This window comes from Burkholderia sp. Leaf177, assembly GCF_001424345.1.
Taxonomy (GTDB): domain Bacteria; phylum Pseudomonadota; class Gammaproteobacteria; order Burkholderiales; family Burkholderiaceae; genus Caballeronia.
On record NZ_LMPF01000002.1, the window covers coordinates 299,664 to 319,868 of the forward strand.

Sequence of the window (20,205 nt, forward strand, 5' to 3'; positions counted from 1 at the left end):
GCTTTTTTATGGCTTACGCGTTTTGCGCATCTCGCGCCGGGCGCGCCCAAACGCTATCTTGTGCGCCCGTTCTGACTCGCCGCGCCGTCATTCGCCACATCCAGCCAAAACACGCGGCAGCAGCGAGCGCGCCAATATCGACGCCAACGGTGGACGATTCGAACCACATTCCCGTCGATGGAAACAGCCAGCCAATCGCCGATACCACCGGCACGAGCAAGGTTGCGAACGTCGTCATCGCCAGAAGTTCGACCGATCCGCGCGCCCCGCCCCGCACGAACGCCCAGCCAATGCTCGCTAAAAACACGGCGTAGTAGATCCGCGCGTGCCAGGCCGGCAGATCGGCGACGCGTCCACTTAATATTTTGCCGGCGGCGAGCGTCGCGGAAATGCCCGCCATGCAACCGAGCGTCACGCCGACCGTCAGCGCGGCCATGAAATACGTGGCCGGCCGTTGCCTGACCACAATGCTTTCGCCGCGACGTTCGGCCTTGCGGCGGCTTTCTATCCATAGCAAGTTGCCCGAATAAAACAGAAAAGCGCCGCCGAGTCCGAGGAAGAAATACGCCCATTGAATCGTTCCGCCGCCATAGCTGCCAAAGTGCAGCGCGAAGAGCGCGCTGGTGGCGGCGGACCACGCGGTGCCATCGGCGCCGGGAAGGAACTGTGCATTCAGAAAGCGGCCGGACACGGGATCGAGCAACGCGAAACCGCCGCTGCGAGCGAGATAACGCGGATCGTCACCCGCAACGAACACAGTCGCGCCCGGTTCCCCCGCGCCCCGGTAACTCAGCTCGGACGGCTCGAACATGGGTGCACGCTGTTTCACGGACGCGAGAATTTGTTCGGGTGGAAGCAACTTGGCGGAATCGAAACCCGGCGCGGCCGGCGCCTTCGCGAAATACGGGTTTTGCGCTTTGATGGTGGCATCGAGCGTACCGCCGTAGATCACCCGGTCCTGCACCGGAAAGATGTAATCGTTCAGCCCGAACGCAACGACCGACAAAGCCATCACCACATGAAACGGCAAGCTCAAAATGCCGACTACGTTGTGTGCATCGAGCCACATCCGCTTGAGGTTCTTGCCCACCCGCACCACGAACAAATCCTTGATCAGGCTCGGCAACAGCACGATCACGCCCGATACCAGCGCGAGCCCGTACACCAGCGAAACCACGCCCATTACGCCCATGCCGACATCGAAACCGCCGGGAATGCCCGCCGTCATATGCAGGATATCGATGAACCTCGCGGCGTCCGACAACCCTCGGATATGCGTCTTCAGGTGGCCTTTGGCATCGAGCGTCGTGGAAACGCGTTGCGGTTTGCCGCGCTCGCGCCACGATAAACTCGCTTGCCCTTTGGGTTCGAGCCGCAGCGTGAACTGCCGCCGCGCAGCGGGAAAAGCCGCCAGCGTCTGTTGAATGACCGACGGCGCCTGCGCCATCGGAAACACTTGCACGCGGGCGACGGGCGGCGTAACCCAAGCGTCGAGCGTGTCTTTGAACATGGTCACCGCGCCCGCATAGAACGCGATAAAAAGCGCCAGCCCGGCGATGATGCCCGTCCACGTATGAACTGTCTTATAGACGCGAATGACGTCGCTGCGCATGCTTTTCCAGTTAGCGAACAATGAAATGGCGGGCGAGCGCAAGCATCGCGAAACCGAGCGCATTGGCGCCGCCGAGCCACAGCCACGCGCGCACTCCGCTGCGAAACACGAAGCTCACGCTCATTACGCCGATCCACACGGGCGGCACGAGCCACATTGCGACCTGGAATTTGTTTTGTGCATCGAGCGGACCGGGTGTGAGGCAAGCGAGCAACCCGCTCGCGGCAATCCCAAGCCAAATCCGCCGATAACCCCCGCCAGCGTCTTGAGCGTCCAGTCACGCGACGTGATTTCGGCTTTCTTGCCGGACCGGCCGGTCTTCGAAGTCACCGCGGCGCGTCCAGCGAGTGAGGCCGAGAGCGCGACCGGGCGGCTAGCACGCCAAGGAACGGACATGCGGTCAGACACGCCATGACTGTAGTGAACACGACAGCCAGCGCCGTAGCGGGATGCAACCCGTTTGCTCCGATCACAATCGCCGAGCAAATGAACACCGCCGAAAGCGTCCTGCAAATTCGCGGCGCCAGCTGCGCGCTCAGCCAGCGCTGTCCGGGCGCCGCGAGGTAGTACAACAGGGAACCGGCGATCGCAAACACAACGGATGCCGGCATAAAGACGTCATGCATGGAGATAAAGCGCGTTCGTCCTGCCCGAAACGAGCATCGCGGTCAGGACAAGTTATTGAGAATCATTATCATACAGAAAATCCAGATTCCGCGTATCTCTCGCTCGATGGACAACCCCGGAAAAACGCAAACGGCCCGCCTGAAGGCGAGCCGCTGGATTGCAAGCTGCAACAACGTGATAACTGGCGCTTCCTTGCCGAATGAATTTGTTTCCAACCACCGGCGAGATCGCTCACGCTTACATAATCACCGCGTGGTCATAACGCTTACTGGCGCTTGGTCGCCTCCTTCTTCAGTTTCTTCGCCTCTTTCTTTTCTTTCGGCGATTTCAGTGCAACCTTTTTCTCGGATTTCTTTGCGTCCTGGGCTTTACTCATAGTGTGCTCCGTAGTTGACCTTGAATTATTGCCCGGGTGTTACCCCAGGCTGGCTGTGAGCCGTTGTTAATCGATCCGTGAACGCAGTTCAATCGATCCGTGAACGCAGTTCTTCCGCGCTCACAAGCAGCGCCTGATAGCCGGAGCGCGCGTGCTCGGGCAAATCCGGATCGCCGATAAGCGTCCCCAGCGTTTCGATCACGCTGTACAAAATTCCCTTCGCGGCCTTGGCGGCCAGCACGCCCGAAGAATATGAACTGTCGACGTGGCTGATGGCGGCATCGAAGTGATCCTGCTCGGGCGGCGCATTGACGTTGACCGAAGGCGTGACGCGGTCTTCTGTCGGGTTGGGTTCCATGATGATCGACCTCTCTGGTTGGTACATGACATTCAGCCGGTCACGTACGATATCAGTCCGTCACCGGTTGAATCATATGTACGCGACGTTCCACCGCAGGCTCGCGAAGCGGCGCGCCACATTCGGTCAGCAGCGAACGCAGTTCGAGAATGACCGGAAACACCTCGTGATTATGATCGGCGCCTTGCCGGTCGTGCGCTTCCTGCTCGCGCTCGACGATCCACCGGTCTTCCTTGAAGATACGCTCGGTGAACCAGACCAGCAACGGCCAGGCGGCATCGAGAATGCCCGGAATCTTCGGCCGCCGGATCGACAGCAAACCAAACGTGCGGTTCGTGCGCTGCTCGGCGTCGAGCGGCACATACGCAATCCACAGATCCATCACCATGGTCTGGTCCTTCGTGCGGATCCGTAGCGTCTGATACGGATATTCCGTACGAATCGTCATCACGTCCTTGTTGTTATCGTCGGGCTTCGTGCCGCGTTTCTGGCTGAATACCAGCGCTTCGCCGATCGGCTGCTTGCCCTCTTCACGCGCGAACGTATAGTTCACCTCGACCCAGTCCTCGCCCCGGCTGCGTCCGACCGAACGCGCTTTCATCTGGCCCATCTGCTTGCGGTGCAGGAACTGATGGTTCATGTCCATCAGGTTTTCGTGCATGAAGGAGTAATGGCACTTCACCTCGCGGCCGAAGCGGCGGGTTTTATAGGCTTTATCGCCGACGGAACCGAGCGCCGGGAACGGCACCGTTTCAGCCAGCAAAGGGTCGCCCGGGAAAATGAAGATCAGGCCGGCTTCCTCGCGGCACGGGTATGAGCGCACGCCGTTGGGTAGGCGCTCGCGCCCGAGATAGGGAACGTCGATACATTTGCCGGAGCAGTCGTAGGTCCAGCCGTGATAACAGCATCGGATGGATTCGCCGTCGACCACGCCTGCATGCAATGGCACTTGCCGATGCGCGCAGCGGTCTTCGAGTGCGAACACCTTGTCGCTTTCGGTACGGACCAGCACAACCGGGTCGCCGGCGAACTTCACGCCATGCGCCTTGCCGCGCTTGACTTCGCGCGACCATGCAACGGGATACCAGTGATCGGGATTGATATCGACGCGGCGCAGATCGCGCGGCGTTTTTTGAGCTTGTTCGGCGGGCGTGCCGCTCGTGACGGCTTCCTGCTGCAGCGCTACATGCATGTACGATGCCTCCGCTTGAGGGTATCGGCGAAAAATCGGCTCAATATGAGCCGAAATTGGCGAAAAGATGTTTTGGGGAGACGATGCAACCTACGGGCCTACCGCAGTCTACACGCGAGAGGCCGTTTGAGGCGCAAACGCGCCGTGCTTAAAGTTCGGCGAAGGCGTGCGGGGCGGGCATCGGAGCAGAAAATTTTGCGGATCCCCGCTGCCGAAACCTAGATTTGCGCACGCCTGAACACGAGACTGAAGTTGTTGGCGGGCATGGGCACGACTTCTTCCATCGCCAGACCGGCGCGGCGGCCCAGTTCCACCACGTCCTCCATGTCGCGCACGCCCCAGTCGGGATTGGTCGCGCGAAGCTGGGCATCGAAAGCTTCGTTCGATGGCGCCGTGTGCGCGCCGTCGCGTTTGTACGGTCCATAGAGGAACAGCACGCCGCCGTTGGTCAGCCGTTCGCCCGCGCCGCGAAACAGCGCTTCGGCCGCCGCCCACGGCGCAATGTGGATCATGTTGATGCAGACAATTCCTGCAAGCGAGTCGGGCACGGGCCACGGCGTGGCGCATACATCCAGCGCGACCGGCGCGTTCAGGTTGGCGAGGGCGGCGTGGACCCGCCATGCATCGATGGACGCAAGCGACTTTTCATCCGGGTCACTTGGCTGCCACGTGATGCCCGGCAGTGCCGCGGCGACATGCACCGCGTGCTGACCGGTGCCGCTCGCAACCTCGAGGACGGTTCCGCTCTTCGGCAATACACGCACGAGGACATCGCGGATCACGTCGCGATTACGTGTGGCAGCCGGCGCAATACGGCGCAGGCTATCGGAGTTATCGGTGCTCAAAGCGCATCTCCAGGGGAAGTGGTGGCGAGCGTAAGCGCCCGGTTTGCGTGGGTCAAGAGAGATCCGACTCGACCAAAGCACGGGTAAAACGTAATTAAAACAGTTCAGCCGTACGAGCGCGCCTGGCGCGGCCCGAATCCTGCTTCCTCGTGCGGCCCTCGATCAAACCTGTGTATCCTGACGCACTTGAACGCCGGCACCGACCACCCGCACCCGGAACCCGGAAGGCCGCCAGCCCCGGCATTCGCATCCCGCCCGGACGCTTCCCGGTTCACATCATTCCATGGAGCCTTTCATGCCAACCGATACCCCTTCTGGCGAGCAAAAGCCGAACCAGGAAACGATGAGCGAAGAACTCATCAACTTCGCGGCCGAAGTCTTCGATACCGCCCGCCGCGGCGACGCCGCCATGCTCGACGCATTGCTGCACAAGGGCCTGCCGCCCAACATGCGCAACGACAAGGGCGACACGCTCGTGATGCTCGCGAGCTATCACGGTCACGCCGACGCCGTGCGGGTCCTGCTGCAGCATAAAGCCGATCCGAACCTGCGCAACGACAACGGCCAGACGCCGATTGCGGGCGCGGCGTTCAAGGGTTACAAGCCGGTTATCGAAGCGCTGCTGGAACATGGCGCGGACGTGGAAGGCGCATCGCCCGATGGCCGTACGGCGCTGATGATCGCGGCCATGTTCAATCGCGTCAAAATGGTCGAGTTCCTGATCGCGCATGGCGCAAATCCGGACGCCAAGGACGCAAACGGCTTTACCGCGCGCGATGCTGCCGCGAAAATGGGCGCCCCCGACACCGTCGCGCGACTCGCGGAAGCAACCGAAGCGAAGTCGCGGCCGCCGGGCGTCTGACCTTCCGGCTTTCTGGCAAGGCAACGACCGATAAACCCGCGCCATCGATCACCCCGATTGACGGCGCACGACTCTTTTGAAGGCGATCCGGCAACATGGAGCTCTTGTGATGAGGGGTGGCTTAACGCAGGGCGGCTTTCCGCAGGGCGGCTTTCCGCAGGGCGGCTCAACGCAGGGCGGCTTTCCGCTACGAGCGTATGACTGGCACTGGCGCGCGATGGCCAGGACGCTTGCGATCCTTATCGGCCTGGCGTTGGTCTCGGTCATGTCCGGATGCAGCCTGTTTCCGACACAGCCGGCCGCGCCGATCATCGATTTGTCGACACCGCAGCCGGCGAGCGAGCCCGAAGCCGTAGAACCGGAAGAAGAGCCGGCTTCCACGCCCGTTGCCACGCAACCGCCCATCGAGCAAAAAGCACCGCGTCCGAAGCCCAAGCGCCGCGTCGTCGTGCCGAAAAAACCGCCGCCACCGCCGCCTCCGCCCGTCGAAGAGAAAGCGCCCCCGCCTCCGCCGCCGATTCTCACCACGCGCATCATGCAGCACGAGCAGATCCATGGTCTGCTCGACAGCGAGATCCAGCGCGACGGCAAGATCGTCGGCCGCGCGGTGGACATGTACGTGGACGCCGCCGCCAAGCCTAAGCTCATGATCGTGAACCTGTCGGGCTTCCTCGGCGTGGGCGATCGCAAGGTCACGTTCCCGTGGAGCGCGTTCCGTTTCAATCCGGCCGACAAGAAAGCGCCCGTGACGTTTGTCATGCCGCAAGCGGCCGCTGGCAAAAAGGCGGAAGCGCCGCCGAAGCCGGGTTCTGTCGCCGAAGTTCCGCCGACTCTTGCGCAACTCGTCGATTCAAACGTCACGCAAAAGAGCGGCGCGCGCATGGGCCGGGTGGTCGATGTGTTGATCGATTCGCAAGCGCAGCCGCAAGCGCTTGTCATCGACCTCTCCGATTCCCTCGCCGGCGACAAGCGGCAAGTCGCGGCCAACTGGCCGGACCTGCGCGTGGTTTCGCGCAACAAGGTGATGCAATTGCAACTGGATTTCACCGATACACAGATCAAGGCCGCACCGACCTATTCGCCCGATCAGCCGATCAAGATCATCTCGCCCGTCGTGCCCGCAGCAGAACCGGCCGCGGCGTCGGAGCCTGCATCGGCGGCGGCGGCATCAGCGGCGACGGCGGCATCGGCTGCGGTACCTGCTTCAACGTCCTCGGGACCGGTAGCGGCTGCATCATCCGCCGCGCGGCCCTCGAAACAATGAGGACGATCTGAAATATGGTTACTGCACGAAGTCTGCGCGCGCTGGATTGGCTGAACTTTTTTGTCGCGAATGTGCAGACCGGCTTCGGGCCGTTCATCGCTTCCTATCTCGCCGCGAACAAGTGGACGCAGGGCGAGATCGGGCTGATGCTGAGCGTCGGCACGATCAGCGCAATGGCGAGCCAGCTGCCCGCCGGCGCGCTCGTCGACGCTCTGCGCAACAAGAAAGGCGCGGCAGCGGCTGCGATCATCGCGATCATCATCAGCGCGTTGCTGCTGGGCGCGAGTCCCACGTTCGTGGCCGTGTTCGCGGCCGAAGTGCTGCACGGGTTCGCGAGTTGCATGCTCGTTCCGGCAATGGCCGCCATCTCGCTCGCCCTCGTCTCGCGCGCGGATCTCGGCACGCGGCTCGGGCGCAATGCGCGATGGGCGTCCATCGGCAGCGCGCTGACTGCCGCGTTGATGGGCGTGTTCGGTGAATATCTGTCGCTGCGATCGGTGTTTTTCCTGACCGCCGCGCTTGCGTTGCCGGCGCTCGTCGCGTTGAACATGATTCATCACGAGATGCCGCCGGTCGTGCCGCGCATGAAAAAAGCGGCATCGAAAGCAGGCTCGACGATTTCCGATGCCCTCAGTTCAGCCGGCGGCGAGCGCCCTGAAAGCCTGCGCGATTTGCTCCGCGATCCACGCTTGCTGACTTTCGCCGCGTGCGTGGTGCTGTTCCACCTTTCGAATGCGGCGATGCTGAATCTCGCCGCCGGCGAAGTCACCGCGCACATGGGCGACAACGTTCAACTGGTGATCGCGGCGTGCATTATCGTGCCGCAGTTCATCGTGGCGGGATTGTCGCCTTGGGTCGGGCGGCAGGCGCAAACCTGGGGACGACGGCCGGTGCTGATCCTCGGTTTTTCGGCGTTGCCGTTGCGCGCGCTGCTGTTCGCCGCCGCCAGCAGCGCGAGCAGCCCTTATCTGCTCGTGCCGGTGCAAATGCTCGATGGCATCAGCGCGGCGGTCTTCGGCGTGATGTTGCCGCTGATCGCAGCCGACGTTGCCGGCGGCAAAGGCCGATACAACTTGTGTATCGGATTCTTCGGGCTGGCGGCGGGTGTTGGCGCGACGTTGAGCACGGCGATAGCCGGGTTTGTCGCCGACAAATTCGGTGTGAATACGAGTTTCTTCGGGCTCGCGGCCGCGGGTGCGCTGGCTGTCGCGCTGGTGTGGCTGGCCATGCCGGAAACCCGCGATGCCGCTGCAAACGACGAAGCCGCGAAGAAAGACAAGGACAAAGACAAGGAAGCCACGCCTGCGGGGTGAACGGATATGACCGAAACGAGCGTCAGTGAAGGGTTTTCGTGGTCGCGGCACGACGGCGTGGTCACGATCCGCCTGACGCGCGTGGAACAGCACAATCGTATCGATCCCGCGGATGTGGCGGGACTGCGTGAGGCGATTGCCGCAGCTTCAACCGATACAACAACATTTGCGCTCGTTGTCACGGGCACCGGTTCGACCACCTTCAGCTCCGGCTACACGCTTTCGGCGCTTGCTGCCGGTGATATCGACGATACGTTTGAAAGCCTGCTCAACGAGCTCGAAGCTTGTCCGCTTCCTACAATCTGCGCGCTGAACGGCAGCGTGTACGGCGGCGCGACAGACCTTGCGCTGTGCTGCGATATCCGGATTGGCGTTGAAGGTTCGCGCATGTTCATGCCGGCGGCGCGCATCGGCTTACATTACTACCCGGACGGCATGCGCCGGTATGTCCGCGAACTCGGGCTCATGCAGGCGAAGCGGCTTTTTCTCACCGGCATGGCAATCGATGCGCCCGAGATGTCGCGCATCGGCTTCCTGACCGATCTGGTCATGGCCGATCAACTGACGACGCGCACAGCGGAATATATTGATGCCTTGCGCGCTTGCGAACCCAACGTCGTGCGTTCGATGAAACAGCAACTCAATGCCATCGCGACCGGCGATTCCCAGGCTTTAACCGATCGATCCGCCTACGAAGCTTCGCTCCAAAGCCCGGCGATTGCCGAGCGCATCAAACAGCGGCGAAGCTGAGTCATTCAAGCGGCTTCAACATGCCCAACAGCGTGGGAATCAGCTCGCTCACCGTCGGATGAATATGCATCGCGCGCTGCAATGTGGTGTACGGCGCGTCGGCATTCATGATGTCGATAAACGTATGAATCGCTTCATCGCCTTCTATTCCCAGAATTGCCGCGCCCAGAATCTTCTTCGTATTTACGTCGACCAGCACCTTCATGAAACCGTCCGTCTCGCCGCGCTCACGTGCCCGGCCTACGCGCGACATCGGCATGGTGGCGATCAGCGCGGCGCGGCCATCTTTTCGGACCTCCGCTTCGCTCATGCCGACGCGCGCAAACGGCGGATCCACAAAAACCGCGTAACACATGATTCGCGAATCGACGCTGCGTGATTCGCCCTCCACCACGTTCGACGCAATGATCTCGTAATCGTTGTACGACGTATGCGTGAAGGCGCCGCGCCCGTTGACATCGCCGAGCGCCCAGACGCCTTCCGTTTTGGTGCGAAGCTGGCCATCGACGTCGATCAAACCGTGCTTGTTCGGCACAATGCCGGCGTGTTCCAGCCCGAGGTCATCGGTATTCGGCGTGCGTCCCGTGGCGAACAAAAGATGCGATGCATCGACGTTGTTTCCATCCTTGAACCAGATCCGCACGCCCTCGCCCGCCGCCTCGACCTTCGACGTCTCCGTGTTGAAAAGAAACGCCACGCCATCGCGCGACAGAACCTTCTGAACCTGCTCCGCGAAATCCTTGTCTTCGCGCGCGAGGACCCGGTCGCCCCTCACGAGCACCGTCACGCGGCTGCCGAAGCGCGCGAACATCTGCGCAAATTCCAGCGCGATATAACTGCCGCCCACGATCGCCAGATGTTCGGGCAACTGCGTCAATTCAAGAATTGTGGAATTCGTCAGATATGAAATTCCCGCCAGCCCTTCGATTTCCGGCACGGTCGCGCGCGTCCCGGTATTGATGAAAATCGAATCCGCCGAGAGTTCGTGCTGCTGGCCGTCGTTGCCTTGCACGATGATGGAATGCGGCCCGGTAAAGCGCCCGTGACCATTGAAAACCGTCACGCCCGAGGTTCCCCGCAACCACTTCTCCACGCCGTCGCGCGATGCGCCGATGACTTCGTCCTTGCGCGCCTTGACGCGCGCCAGGTCCACGCGAACGCCGCCATCGAGGATCACGCCGTATTCTGCCGCGTGGCGCGCGACGTACGCCGCGCGTGCGCTCGCCACATACGTCTTGGTGGGCGTGCAGCCAACGTTCACGCACGTCCCGCCGAACAACGACCGTTCGATGACCGCCGTGCGTTTGCCGCTCTCTGCAAGCTTCACGGCCAGCGGCGCGCCGCCTTGTCCTGTCCCGATCACGATGGCGTCAAAGTGTTGCGACATGTTGATGTCTCCTCCGGTTGGTCCAGCGGGGTTTTCGTCTTTGCATGGTAGCTCTCTGCTGGCATCGATGCATCAGCAACGCTTCCCGCCGTGTGTGCGTTTTACGCATGGACGGGTCGAGATTTAATCGCTTGTGGCCCAGTGTCACGCCCGCTAAAACTACCGCCATTCACGTCGCGGATCCGCTGCGGCGCTTCATTCCGGGCAATCACGATGCGCACCTACCGTAACTTCATCGACGGCCGCCTGATCGACTCATCGTCCGATCGGTTTGCCGATGTCGACAATCCCGCCACCGCCGAGATCATCGCGCGCGTCACGCTGGCGTCAGAAGACGATGCGCTCGCCGCCGTGGAAGCTGCATCGCGGGCGCAGAAAACGTGGCGCAAGCTGAGCTCGATCGAGCGCGGCGAACATCTGCGCCGTTTCGCCGACGCCATCGTGGAACGTGCGCCGCAAATCGGCGCGGCGCTGGCGCTGGAATCGGGCAAAAGCGTGGCGGATTCGGAAAACGAAGCCCGCTACGCCGCCGATATCACCCGTTACCACGCCGAATGGGCGCGCCGGATTGAAGGCGAAGTCATCCCGAGCGACACGTTCGACGAAAACCTCGTGCTGCATCGCGAGCCGATTGGCGTGATCGCGTGCCTGATCCCGTTCAACTATCCGGTCTACACGCTGTTGCGCAAGGTCGCGCCCGCGCTGATCACGGGCAACACGGTCGTGGTGCGGCCGAGCAACAACACGCCAACGTCCGCGCTCGAAGTCGCCGAAGCCGCCCGGCAAGCGGGTTTGCCGGCCGGCGTGTTCAACGTGCTCGCCATGGACCACGCGACCGCCGGCACGGTCTGCACGCATCCGGCCGTCGGCATGATCACGCTGACCGGCAGCGTGAATGCAGGGCGCATCGTGCTCGATTACTGCAAGACGAATATCGCGAAACCTTCGCTGGAACTCGGCGGCAAGGCGCCGGCGATCATCGAACCCGATGCCGATCTGGAAGCTGCTGCGAGCGCCATCGTCGGATCGAAGACCACGCATTGCGGCCAGTTGTGTACCGCGATGGAACGCGTCTACGTCCATGCAAGCGTGCACGATCGCTTTGTCGAATTGCTGCGCGCGAAGCTGAGCGCGGTGAGTTTCGGCGATCGCTCAAAAGACGCATCGCTGATGGGACCGCTGGTCAGTCGCGCGGCGCAACACAACATTCACGCGATGGTGCAACGCGCCGTCGCCGAAGGCGCGACGATCGCAACCGGCGGAACGTTGCCCGACACCGCCGGTTTTTTCTACCCGCCCACGTTGCTGCTCAATTGCCGCCACGACATGGAGATCGTGCGAGAGGAAATCTTCGGACCGGTGCTGCCAGTGATTTCGTACGACACGCTGGACGACGCCCTCGCCATGGCTAACGACCATCAATACGGCTTGTCGTCGGTGCTTTATACGGAGAACTATCGGACCGCCATGCGCGTGGCCAACGAGATTGAAGCGGGCGAGCTTTACGTGAACCGCACGCCCGCCGATCCGTATCAAGGTTTCCACGCGGGCTGGAAACGCTCGGGCCTCGGCGGCGACGACGGCAAGCACGGCATGCTCGAATTCACCCAGACCCGCCTCGTGGTCATGAAGTACTGATTTTTCCCCAACCTGCATGGATCGATAAAAACAGCGCGCCTCAAGAGCGCGCTGAAGGAGACTTATCGTGGATAAAACCTTGACCGGCATCACGCCGGCAGTTGCTGAAACAAGCCGCTCACAACGATACATCCAGCTCCTGCTGCTGGTCATTGCCGCAGGCGCAATCTACCCGCTGCTGTATCTGCGTCAGGTTTACCAGACGCCGATGCTCGAGTTTTTTCATATCGACAACAGCCAGCTTGGGTATCTGTATTCCATCCTGGGCACGGTTTTCCTGCTGTGCTATTTGCCGAGCGGCTGGCTTGCCGACCGCATCGCGCCACGTTTCCTGATCTGCTTTTCGCTGATTGCCACCGGCGCGCTCGGGCTGGTTTATTCGACCGCGCCGAGCTTCCCCGTGCTGCTCGTCGTGTTCTGCTGCTGGGGATTGACCACCGGCCTGACCTTCTGGGCGTCGATCCTCAAGCGCGTCAAGACCATCGCGGCGCACGACGAACAAGGCCGCTTCTTCGGGTTGCTCGACGGCGGCCGGGGTTTGATCGAAGCGCTGCTCGCGACCGTCGCGCTCGTGATCTTCGCCGCTGCAACCGAAAAACACGGCTTGCCGACGAATGTGGGTTTCCGTTACGTCGTTTATCTGTATTCGGCGTTTTGTATCGGCCTGGGATTGCTGATGGTGATGGTGAAGGAACCGCCTGCCACGCAACAGGAGCTTCAGCAAGCAGCGGATAACCTGACGCAGAAACACAATCTGTGGCGCGACCTCGTTTTGCTGATGCGTATTCCGCAGCTCTGGCTGATGGCCGCCGTCGTGTTCTGCGGATACCAGATCTTCTGGGCAACCTACAGCTTCTCCGCGTACTTGCAGGTCGGCGACCTCAAGATGACGGTCGTGATGGCCGGCACGCTCACCACGCTCAAGCTGTGGATGCGGCCAATTGGCGGAATTGGCGGCGGGTATCTCGGCGATCGTTTCTCCACGCTCGGCGTTCTGAGCACCGCGTTGTTTCTCGCCGCGATCGGGCTCGTCGCGCTGGCCGTGCTGCCGACCCTGCATATAGAACCACGCGTGGGGGTTGCGGTTATTGCGGTCGTGGTGCTGGTCATCGGCATCCTGACGTACGCCATTCGTGGTCTCTACTGGTCGCTGCTCGATGATTGCGGCATTCCGTTGCGCATCACGGGCCTTGCGATCGGGCTGGTTTCGCTGATCGGTTATTCGCCTGATGTCTTTCTGCCGCTCGTGAACGGCTGGACTACCGAGCATTTCCCCGGCCTTCCCGGCTATCAAATTTACTTTTCCTACATTGCTGTGATCAGCGTGATTGGCGGCGTGGCCGCGCTCGCCCTGATGCGCATGCGCAAGACCGTTACAAAGGATGCCATCCGATGAAAATCGTCTCCCTCGAAACGCATTTCGTAGCCGTGCCGCCGCCGCATCTTGGCGGCATGTACTGGATCTTCGTGAAGCTGAAAACGGCTTGCGGCATTGAAGGCGTGGGTGAAATCTATTCGGCGACGTTCCATCCGAAAGCGATGGCGCACATCATCGACGACGTCTTCGGGCGCTACCTCCAGGACCACGATCCGCATCATGTCGAGCGCTTCTTTCGCGAGGCATATTCGAGCGGCTTCACGCAACGTCCCGATCTCACGATGATGGGCGTGGTCAGCGGCCTGGAAATGGCGTGCTGGGACATTATCGGCAAGGCAGCGGACAAACCCGTGTACGAACTGATGGGCGGCCTCGTGAACGAACGGCTGCGCTCGTACACGTATCTGTATCCGAAAAACGCAGCGGGTGAATACGATTACGACGACGTCGATCTCGCCGCCGAGTGCGCGGTGAAGAACGCGGACCTCGGCTTCACCGCCGTCAAGTTCGATCCGGCCGGACCGTACACCGCGTATTCGGGCCATCAGCTTTCGCTGGAAGTGCTCGAACGCTGCGAGACATTCTGCAAGCGCATACGCGAAGCCGTTGGCAACCGTTGCGACCTGCTGTTCGGCACGCACGGGCAGATGGTTCCATCGTCGGCAATCCGCTTGGCCCAACGGCTCGAAAAATACGATCCGTTGTGGTTCGAAGAACCCGTGCCGCCCGGCCAGGAAGACGCAATGGCGCAAGTCGCGCGCCATACGAGCATTCCGATCGCGGCAGGCGAGCGCCTGACCACCAAGTACGAATTCTTCAAGCTGCTGCAAGCGGGCGCGGCATCGATTCTTCAATTGAACGTTGCGCGTTGCGGCGGCCTGCTCGAAGCCAAGAAGATCGCGGCGCTCGCCGAGGTCTATTACGCGCAGATCGCGCCGCATCTCTACAACGGACCCGTTGGCGCGGCTGCGAGCATCCAGCTCGCCGCGTGCACGCCCAACTTCCTGATTCAGGAAAGCATCGGCACATGGGATGGTTTTCATGCGCAGATATTGAAGACGCCGATTCAATGGGAAGACGGTTACATCATTCCGTCGAAAGCGCCGGGACTCGGCGTGGAACTCAACATGGATGTGGTGCGCGCGCATTCCCCTTATACCGGCGATCGTCTGCATCTGCAGATGGCGTCAAAGCCCGCCGATGTACGGGATTCTTCTCCGGCCAAAGGCTGAGGCGAGTAATTGAATATGACTTACGACTACATCATTGTTGGCGCCGGATCGGCGGGCTGCATCCTGGCCGAGCGCTTGTCGGCATCGGGACAACATTCCGTGCTGGTCCTCGAAGCCGGTGGCAAGGCCGATTCGTTCTGGTTCAAGATACCCGTGGGTTTTGCGAAGACGTACTACGATCCCGCGTGCAACTGGATGTACTACTCCGAACCCGAAGCGGAACTCGCCGGCCGCAAGATCTACGCGCCGCGAGGCAAGGTGCAAGGCGGCTCGGGCTCCATCAACGCGATGATCTTCGTGCGCGGCGCGCCACGCGATTTCGACGACTGGGCTGCGGCCGGCAACGCGGGCTGGTCGTATAAAGACGTGCTGCCGTATTTCCGCAAGCTCGAGACGCACGCTGCCGGCAACACCGCCGTGCATGGTTCGAGCGGCCCGATTCAGGTGACGTCCATGAAAGACGGCATCCATCCGATCACGCGTCATTTCCTCGATGCCTGCGACGAACTGAAGATCTCGCGCAACGACGACTTCAACGGCGCGCGAATCGAAGGCGCAGGCGTGTACGACGTCAACACGCGCAATGGCCAGCGTGCATCGAGCAACGTGGGATATCTGGAACCGGCGTTGAAACGCAAGAAAGTGCGCATCGAACATCATGCGTTGACCACGCGCGTGCTGTTCGATGCACGGCGTGCAACCGGCGTCGAAGTCATGCAGAACGGCGTTACGCGAACGTTCAGTGCGAAGCGGGAAGTGCTGCTGTGCGCAGGCGCCGTCGATACCCCGAAGCTGCTGCAACTTTCCGGCGTCGGTCCGGCGCATTTGCTGGCGCGCCACGGCATTCCGCTCGTGCACGCGTCGCCGGCCGTCGGCCAGAACCTGCAGGATCATCTGTGCGCGAGCTATTACTATCGCGCGAACATGCCGACGTTGAACGGCGATTTTGGATCGCTTCTTGGCAAGCTGAAACTCGGTCTGCAATATTTGCTGACGCGCAAGGGACCGCTTGCGATGAGCGTGAACCAGGCCGGCGGTTTTTTCAGCACCGATCCCGCCAGCCCGCACGCGAACATGCAGCTTTATTTCAACCCGCTGTCGTACCAGATTCCGAAATCGAGCCGCTCGCAACTCACGCCCGAGCCGTATCCCGGATTTCTGCTCGCGTTCAATCCGTGCCGCCCGACAAGCCGCGGTTCCATCGAGATTGCATCGTCGAATCCCGCCGATGCCGCCCTGATCCGCGCGAACTATTTGACGACGCAAAAGGATATCGATGAAGTGATTCAGGGCAGCCGCCTGATCCGTTCCATCATGAAGGCCGACGCATTGCGCGCAGTGACGGTGGAAGAAACGTTGCCGGGCGAATCGGTCGTGCCCGAAGGCGACGACGCCGCCATGCTCGAGTATTTCCGCGAAAACAGCGGCTCGATCTACCACTTGTGCGGCTCATGCGCGATGGGCCCGGACGCGCGAACCGCGGTCGTCGATAACCGCTTGCGCGTTCATGGCATGGAAGCGTTGCGGATCGTGGATGCATCGATTTTCCCGAACGTCACGTCCGGCAACATCAATGCACCGGTGATGATGGTCGCCGAAAAAGCCGCGCAGATGATCCTCGACGACGCCATCTCAGGCAATTTCGTTCAACGTGAAGCACTCGCCGAAGCCTCGGCCTGAAGCCATTGCTGAAACAGGCGCTGCGTCCCGCTTGCACGCTGTTCGGGACGCAGCACGAACCAGTACGATTGCCGCCCTTCTATCTCCACATCGAGCACCTGGCGCAATTGCCCCGACGCCAGTTCGGCCGCGATCATGTGACGATCGGCAATGGTGATGCCCATGCCGTCGACCGCTGCTTGTATCGACAGATCGAGCACGTCGAATTCGTGACCGCCGTCCGTATCCACGCCTTCAATCCGCGCCGCGTCCAGCCAATGCTGCCACGTGAGGTATCGCTGATCTTCGCCCGATAACACGTGCAGCAGCGTAAAGCGGTTCAGGTCCACCGGCGCGCGCTCACCTTCGCGATCCAGCAATTCCGGCGACGCCACCGCAATGTGGCGTTCGTGCATCAGCAAGGTACTTTCGAGGTTGTTCCATTCGCCATCGCCGAAACGAACCGCGCAGTCGAGCCGGTTCGAATCCGCGATGCCGTCCTCCACGCGCGTCGTGATGCTCAGGTCCAGTTCCGGGAACGCCGCGCGCAAACGGCCAAGACGCGGCACGAGCCAGCGAGCCGCGAACGTAGGCGGAACGTTGATGCGAAGTCGATTGACATCGTTTTTCTGGCTGATCGCACGCACCGTCAGCTCGATCTTGTCGAACGACTGCTGCAGCGCGCGCAAAAGCACCCGGCCGCTGGGCGTCAGAACCAGATGCTGATGCCGGCGCGCGAACAGCGTCTCGCCGAGTTGCTCCTCCAGTTGCCGGACCTGGCGGCTGACGGCGCTTTGCGTGACGTTGAGCAGCGTGGCGGCGCGGGTAAAGCTGCCGGTCGTGCCGGCGGCTTCGAAGGCTTTCAGCGCATTGAGCGCGGGCATTTTACGTTTCACGGTAATTCGATGGTTCTGCGATTCGAGGGTTCGTAGGTCTCAGAAAGCCGGTGCACCTCATTGAGCATGTCCGGCAATCGCGTGATATTACGCAGGCCGCCGCCGCGACTGTGACGAATTCATGATTTTCGGCGTCCAAAGATGAAACGGCGTTCCGGCTTTTATCGTTAAGCCGGCGTGGTGGCACGTCCCTTGCTCCAAATGAGGCCTACGTTGCATCAACCTCAGGCTCTCATGACCGAAACGATATGGTTTCTCGTCGTTGGCGGTGTGCTCATCTTCATGGGGCTTGCCAGCTCGACGTTCAAAGAACTTCCCATCAGCAGCGCAATGGTTTATCTGGCGATTGGCTTTGGGCTCGGCCCGTTTGGTCTGGGTCTCCTCAAGATCGATCTGCTCGGCGACGCCACTCTGCTGCGCCGAATCACCGAAGTCGCCATGCTCGTATCGCTGTTCGCGATCGGCCTGCGCCTGCGCGTGCCGCCGACCGACCGGATCTGGCTATTGCCCGTGCGCCTCGGCTTGTTAGCGATGGTCGCAACCGTCGCCATCATGACGCTTGCCTGCGTCTACTTGCTGCACATGAGCTGGGGACCCGCATTGCTAATCGCTGCGATGCTCGCCCCGACCGATCCTGTCCTGGCTCACGACGTGCAAGTCCAGGTTCCCGGCGATATCGATCTCCTGCGTTTTTCGCTGACCGGCGAAGGCGGCCTGAACGATGGCATCGCGCTGCCGTTTGCGCTGCTGGGAATTGCGGTGTGCAACTACGAAGCGTCGCCGCAACAGGCTTTAAGCTGGCAATTTGCCGGCGATGCGTTATGGGGCGTGGCAGGCGCGTTGGCGGTCGGCTGGATTTTGGGCGACCTAGCCGTGCGGCTGATCGCGTTTTTGCGTACGCGTTATAGCCTGGCGCTTGGGCCGGAGGGGTTTTACGCGCTTGGCCTGATCGCGCTTTCGTATGGCATCGCGGAATTGATGCACACATATGCGTTTCTGGCCGTGTTCGCGGCGGGCCTCGCGATGCGCCGTGTCGAACAGAAAGCGAGCGGCGATAAATCCGCGCACGAGGCTGTAGGCAAGATCGACGCGCAGGATGTGGGCGCGACGGCTTCAGACCCCGATCGCGCGCACGCGTTCGTTGCGGAACGCGTACTCGGCTTCACGATAGAACTCGAACGCATCGCCGAAGTCGCCGTCATGCTGATGATAGGAAGCGTGCTCGCCAACGTGTGGGACACACTTTTCACGTGGCATGGCGCGGCCGTTATTGCGCTGTTGTTTTTCGTGGCGCGGCCGGTTTCGGTGCAGGCGTCGCTGATTGGATCGTCGGCTACGAAATCGCAACGGCTGCTGACAAGCTGGTTCGGGATTCGCGGCGTCGGATCGTTTTATTATTTGCTGTATGCGCTCGAACATGCGCCCCGGAGCGCCGCGCAGCCGCTCGCGCCGCTGGTGCTGGCGGTCATCGCGGCGTCGGTGATTCTGCATGGCATTACTTCTACGCCGTTGATGAACCGGTATCGAGGCTAAGGCGGCGTTGAAGGCGGCGTTGAAGCCGCCCTTGCCCCGTCTCAAGCCTCGGCAAGTTCCCGCACGCCCGCCACTTCCCGCGTGCCTTCATACAAGCGGCCGAACCGGTTGTCCAGGAACGCCTGCAAAGGAACCTGTTCCTGCCTGATAAAGCCGCTCGCCGGCAACACGCCTTCACGGAACAGATCGAGCTCTGCGCAAATCGCGCCGGCGGTTGTGATCTGGATGGCGCTCATCGGCACGCCGCATATCTTCTTCGCGAAGATTTTCCGCGTGAAGACATCCTGCACGAGACGTCCGTCCCGCATGCCGGTCGCCGTGACAAACACCAGCACCACGTCTTGCGCCGTCGCCGGAACCGCGCGGCGCAACATGGCCTTCAATCCGTCACGGTCACTCGACATGCGCAGATCGTCGAGCAGGAATTTCATCAACTCACGATGTCCCGGGTAACGCACCGACTTGTAATCGAGCGATTCCACTTTCCCCGCCAGCGTCTCGCACAACGTTCCAAGGCCGCCCGATGTATTGAACGCCTCGTACTCGGTGCCATCGAGGGAAAAATGTTCCAGGCCTTCCAGCGGCTGCACCCATTGCGTACTGCCGTCGCGGATTGCTTCGCATGGCTGACAGTATTCGTTGATCAAACCGTCAATGCTCCACGTCAGGTTGTACTTCAACGCGTTCGTCGGGAATTCGGGCAACGCGCCCACGCGCATCTTGACCTCGCGCAACTCGGTGAAACGCTTCGCGAGATCGTGCGCCACGATGCCGATAAACCCCGGCGCCAGCCCGCATTGCGGCATGAACGCGTGCGTGGAATTGTCGGCGATGGCGCGAATTGCGTGCGTCGCGCGGACGTCCTCGGTGAGGTCGAAGTAATGCACGCCCGCGGCCTTCGCCGCTGTTGCAACGGTCACGGCGAGGTAATACGGCATGGCGTTGATGAGCGCATCGAAGCCCTGAAGCGCGATGCGCAGCGCGTTGGCATCGGCGGAATCCACGCGGCGGGTTGCAATGCCCTGCGCTTCGAGCAGGCTGAGCGCGTGAGCATCGCGGTCGAAAGCCACGACTTCATAGTCGCCGGTTTCACGCAGCAAGTGGGCGATGCTCTGGCCAATCAGGCCGGCGCCGATGAGGGCTATTTTCATGTTTATCTCCTTGATGGGCGTCACGGGGCAATCCCTGAACACCAGTTTAGGAGCGCATGAATATTGATAAAAGACACAAAAAGATGCGATTCGACATCATTTTTCGACGTTTTGACGATACATCGATACAAA

The 20,205-nt window shown here is 61.3% G+C and carries 18 protein-coding genes; 9 read left to right on the plus strand and 9 right to left on the minus strand.

The annotated features are described in order from the left end of the window. Positions 1-13 precede the first annotated feature (13 nt). From ASG35_RS05150 to ASG35_RS05175, 6 genes are all read right to left on the minus strand, one after another. Positions 14-1,612 (minus strand): PepSY-associated TM helix domain-containing protein, encoded by a 1,599-nt coding sequence (locus tag ASG35_RS05150; protein WP_056353520.1) that lies wholly within the window; start codon positions 1,610-1,612, stop codon positions 14-16. A 10-nt stretch (positions 1,613-1,622) separates the two neighbouring features. Next, a complete protein-coding gene (locus tag ASG35_RS05155) occupies positions 1,623-1,826 on the minus strand; it encodes a hypothetical protein (RefSeq protein ID WP_235527447.1) in 204 nt (67 codons plus the stop codon). Positions 1,827-1,938: 112 nt separating this feature from the next. Beyond that, the gene (locus ASG35_RS05160) at positions 1,939-2,223 is read right to left on the minus strand and encodes a hypothetical protein (RefSeq protein WP_235527448.1); all 285 of its coding nucleotides are present in this window, start codon (positions 2,221-2,223) and stop codon (positions 1,939-1,941) included. Between the two features lie 480 nt (positions 2,224-2,703). Further along, complete coding sequence (locus tag ASG35_RS05165; protein WP_056353527.1) at positions 2,704-2,973, minus strand: hypothetical protein; 270 nt, start codon at positions 2,971-2,973, stop codon at positions 2,704-2,706. A gap of 52 nt (positions 2,974-3,025) precedes the next feature. Further along, on the minus strand, positions 3,026-4,165 hold the full coding sequence (locus tag ASG35_RS05170; RefSeq protein ID WP_056353529.1) for an aromatic ring-hydroxylating oxygenase subunit alpha: 1,140 nt from the start codon (positions 4,163-4,165) through the stop codon (positions 3,026-3,028). Positions 4,166-4,383: 218 nt separating this feature from the next. Then, positions 4,384-5,010 carry a DUF938 domain-containing protein gene (locus ASG35_RS05175; RefSeq protein WP_056353532.1) on the minus strand — a complete coding sequence of 209 codons (627 nt, stop codon included), beginning with the start codon at positions 5,008-5,010 and terminating at the stop codon, positions 4,384-4,386. A 343-nt stretch (positions 5,011-5,353) separates the two neighbouring features. On the opposite strand from ASG35_RS05175, the gene ASG35_RS05180 reads away from it, so the two are divergent. From ASG35_RS05180 to ASG35_RS05195, 4 genes are all read left to right on the plus strand, one after another. After that, positions 5,354-5,872 carry an ankyrin repeat domain-containing protein gene (locus ASG35_RS05180; protein WP_156393016.1) on the plus strand — a complete coding sequence of 173 codons (519 nt, stop codon included), beginning with the start codon at positions 5,354-5,356 and terminating at the stop codon, positions 5,870-5,872. A 109-nt stretch (positions 5,873-5,981) separates the two neighbouring features. Beyond that, positions 5,982-7,136: a hypothetical protein gene (locus tag ASG35_RS05185; protein ID WP_235527449.1), complete on the plus strand. Its 1,155-nt coding sequence runs from the start codon at positions 5,982-5,984 to the stop codon at positions 7,134-7,136. Positions 7,137-7,150: 14 nt separating this feature from the next. Then, positions 7,151-8,449, plus strand: a complete 1,299-nt coding sequence (locus ASG35_RS05190) for an MFS transporter (RefSeq protein ID WP_056353535.1) — start codon at positions 7,151-7,153, stop codon at positions 8,447-8,449. Between the two features lie 6 nt (positions 8,450-8,455). Then, positions 8,456-9,199 carry an enoyl-CoA hydratase/isomerase family protein gene (locus ASG35_RS05195; RefSeq protein WP_056353538.1) on the plus strand — a complete coding sequence of 248 codons (744 nt, stop codon included), beginning with the start codon at positions 8,456-8,458 and terminating at the stop codon, positions 9,197-9,199. Position 9,200: 1 nt separating this feature from the next. Here the strand turns inward: ASG35_RS05195 and ASG35_RS05200 are convergent, their stop codons facing one another. Further along, positions 9,201-10,586: an FAD-containing oxidoreductase gene (locus ASG35_RS05200; RefSeq protein WP_056353541.1), complete on the minus strand. Its 1,386-nt coding sequence runs from the start codon at positions 10,584-10,586 to the stop codon at positions 9,201-9,203. Positions 10,587-10,799: 213 nt separating this feature from the next. On the opposite strand from ASG35_RS05200, the gene aldA reads away from it, so the two are divergent. The 4 genes from aldA (at position 10,800) to ASG35_RS05220 (ending at position 16,514) form a co-directional block, all read left to right on the plus strand. Continuing rightward, on the plus strand, positions 10,800-12,224 hold the full coding sequence (aldA, locus tag ASG35_RS05205) for an aldehyde dehydrogenase (RefSeq protein ID WP_056353544.1): 1,425 nt from the start codon (positions 10,800-10,802) through the stop codon (positions 12,222-12,224). Between the two features lie 67 nt (positions 12,225-12,291). Then, positions 12,292-13,620 (plus strand): MFS transporter, encoded by a 1,329-nt coding sequence (locus tag ASG35_RS05210; protein ID WP_235527450.1) that lies wholly within the window; start codon positions 12,292-12,294, stop codon positions 13,618-13,620. Beyond that, the gene (locus ASG35_RS05215; protein WP_056353550.1) at positions 13,617-14,834 is read left to right on the plus strand and encodes a mandelate racemase/muconate lactonizing enzyme family protein; all 1,218 of its coding nucleotides are present in this window, start codon (positions 13,617-13,619) and stop codon (positions 14,832-14,834) included. The genes ASG35_RS05210 and ASG35_RS05215 overlap by 4 nt, the downstream gene beginning before the upstream one ends. Before the next feature lie 15 nt (positions 14,835-14,849). After that, a complete protein-coding gene (locus tag ASG35_RS05220) occupies positions 14,850-16,514 on the plus strand; it encodes a GMC family oxidoreductase (protein WP_056353553.1) in 1,665 nt (554 codons plus the stop codon). Here ASG35_RS05220 and ASG35_RS05225 read toward each other — a convergent pair. Continuing rightward, on the minus strand, positions 16,481-17,377 hold the full coding sequence (locus ASG35_RS05225) for a LysR substrate-binding domain-containing protein (RefSeq protein WP_200945691.1): 897 nt from the start codon (positions 17,375-17,377) through the stop codon (positions 16,481-16,483). The two genes, ASG35_RS05220 and ASG35_RS05225, sit on opposite strands and share 34 nt — an antisense overlap. A 246-nt stretch (positions 17,378-17,623) precedes the next feature. Here ASG35_RS05225 and ASG35_RS05230 point away from each other — a divergent pair, with 246 nt between their 5' ends. Continuing rightward, entirely contained in the window at positions 17,624-18,922 is a 1,299-nt protein-coding gene (locus ASG35_RS05230; RefSeq protein ID WP_056353559.1) for a cation:proton antiporter, read from the plus strand. A 41-nt stretch (positions 18,923-18,963) separates the two neighbouring features. Here the strand turns inward: ASG35_RS05230 and ASG35_RS05235 are convergent, their stop codons facing one another. Then, complete coding sequence (locus tag ASG35_RS05235) at positions 18,964-20,073, minus strand: saccharopine dehydrogenase family protein (protein WP_056353561.1); 1,110 nt, start codon at positions 20,071-20,073, stop codon at positions 18,964-18,966. Between the last annotated feature and the right edge of the window lie 132 nt (positions 20,074-20,205).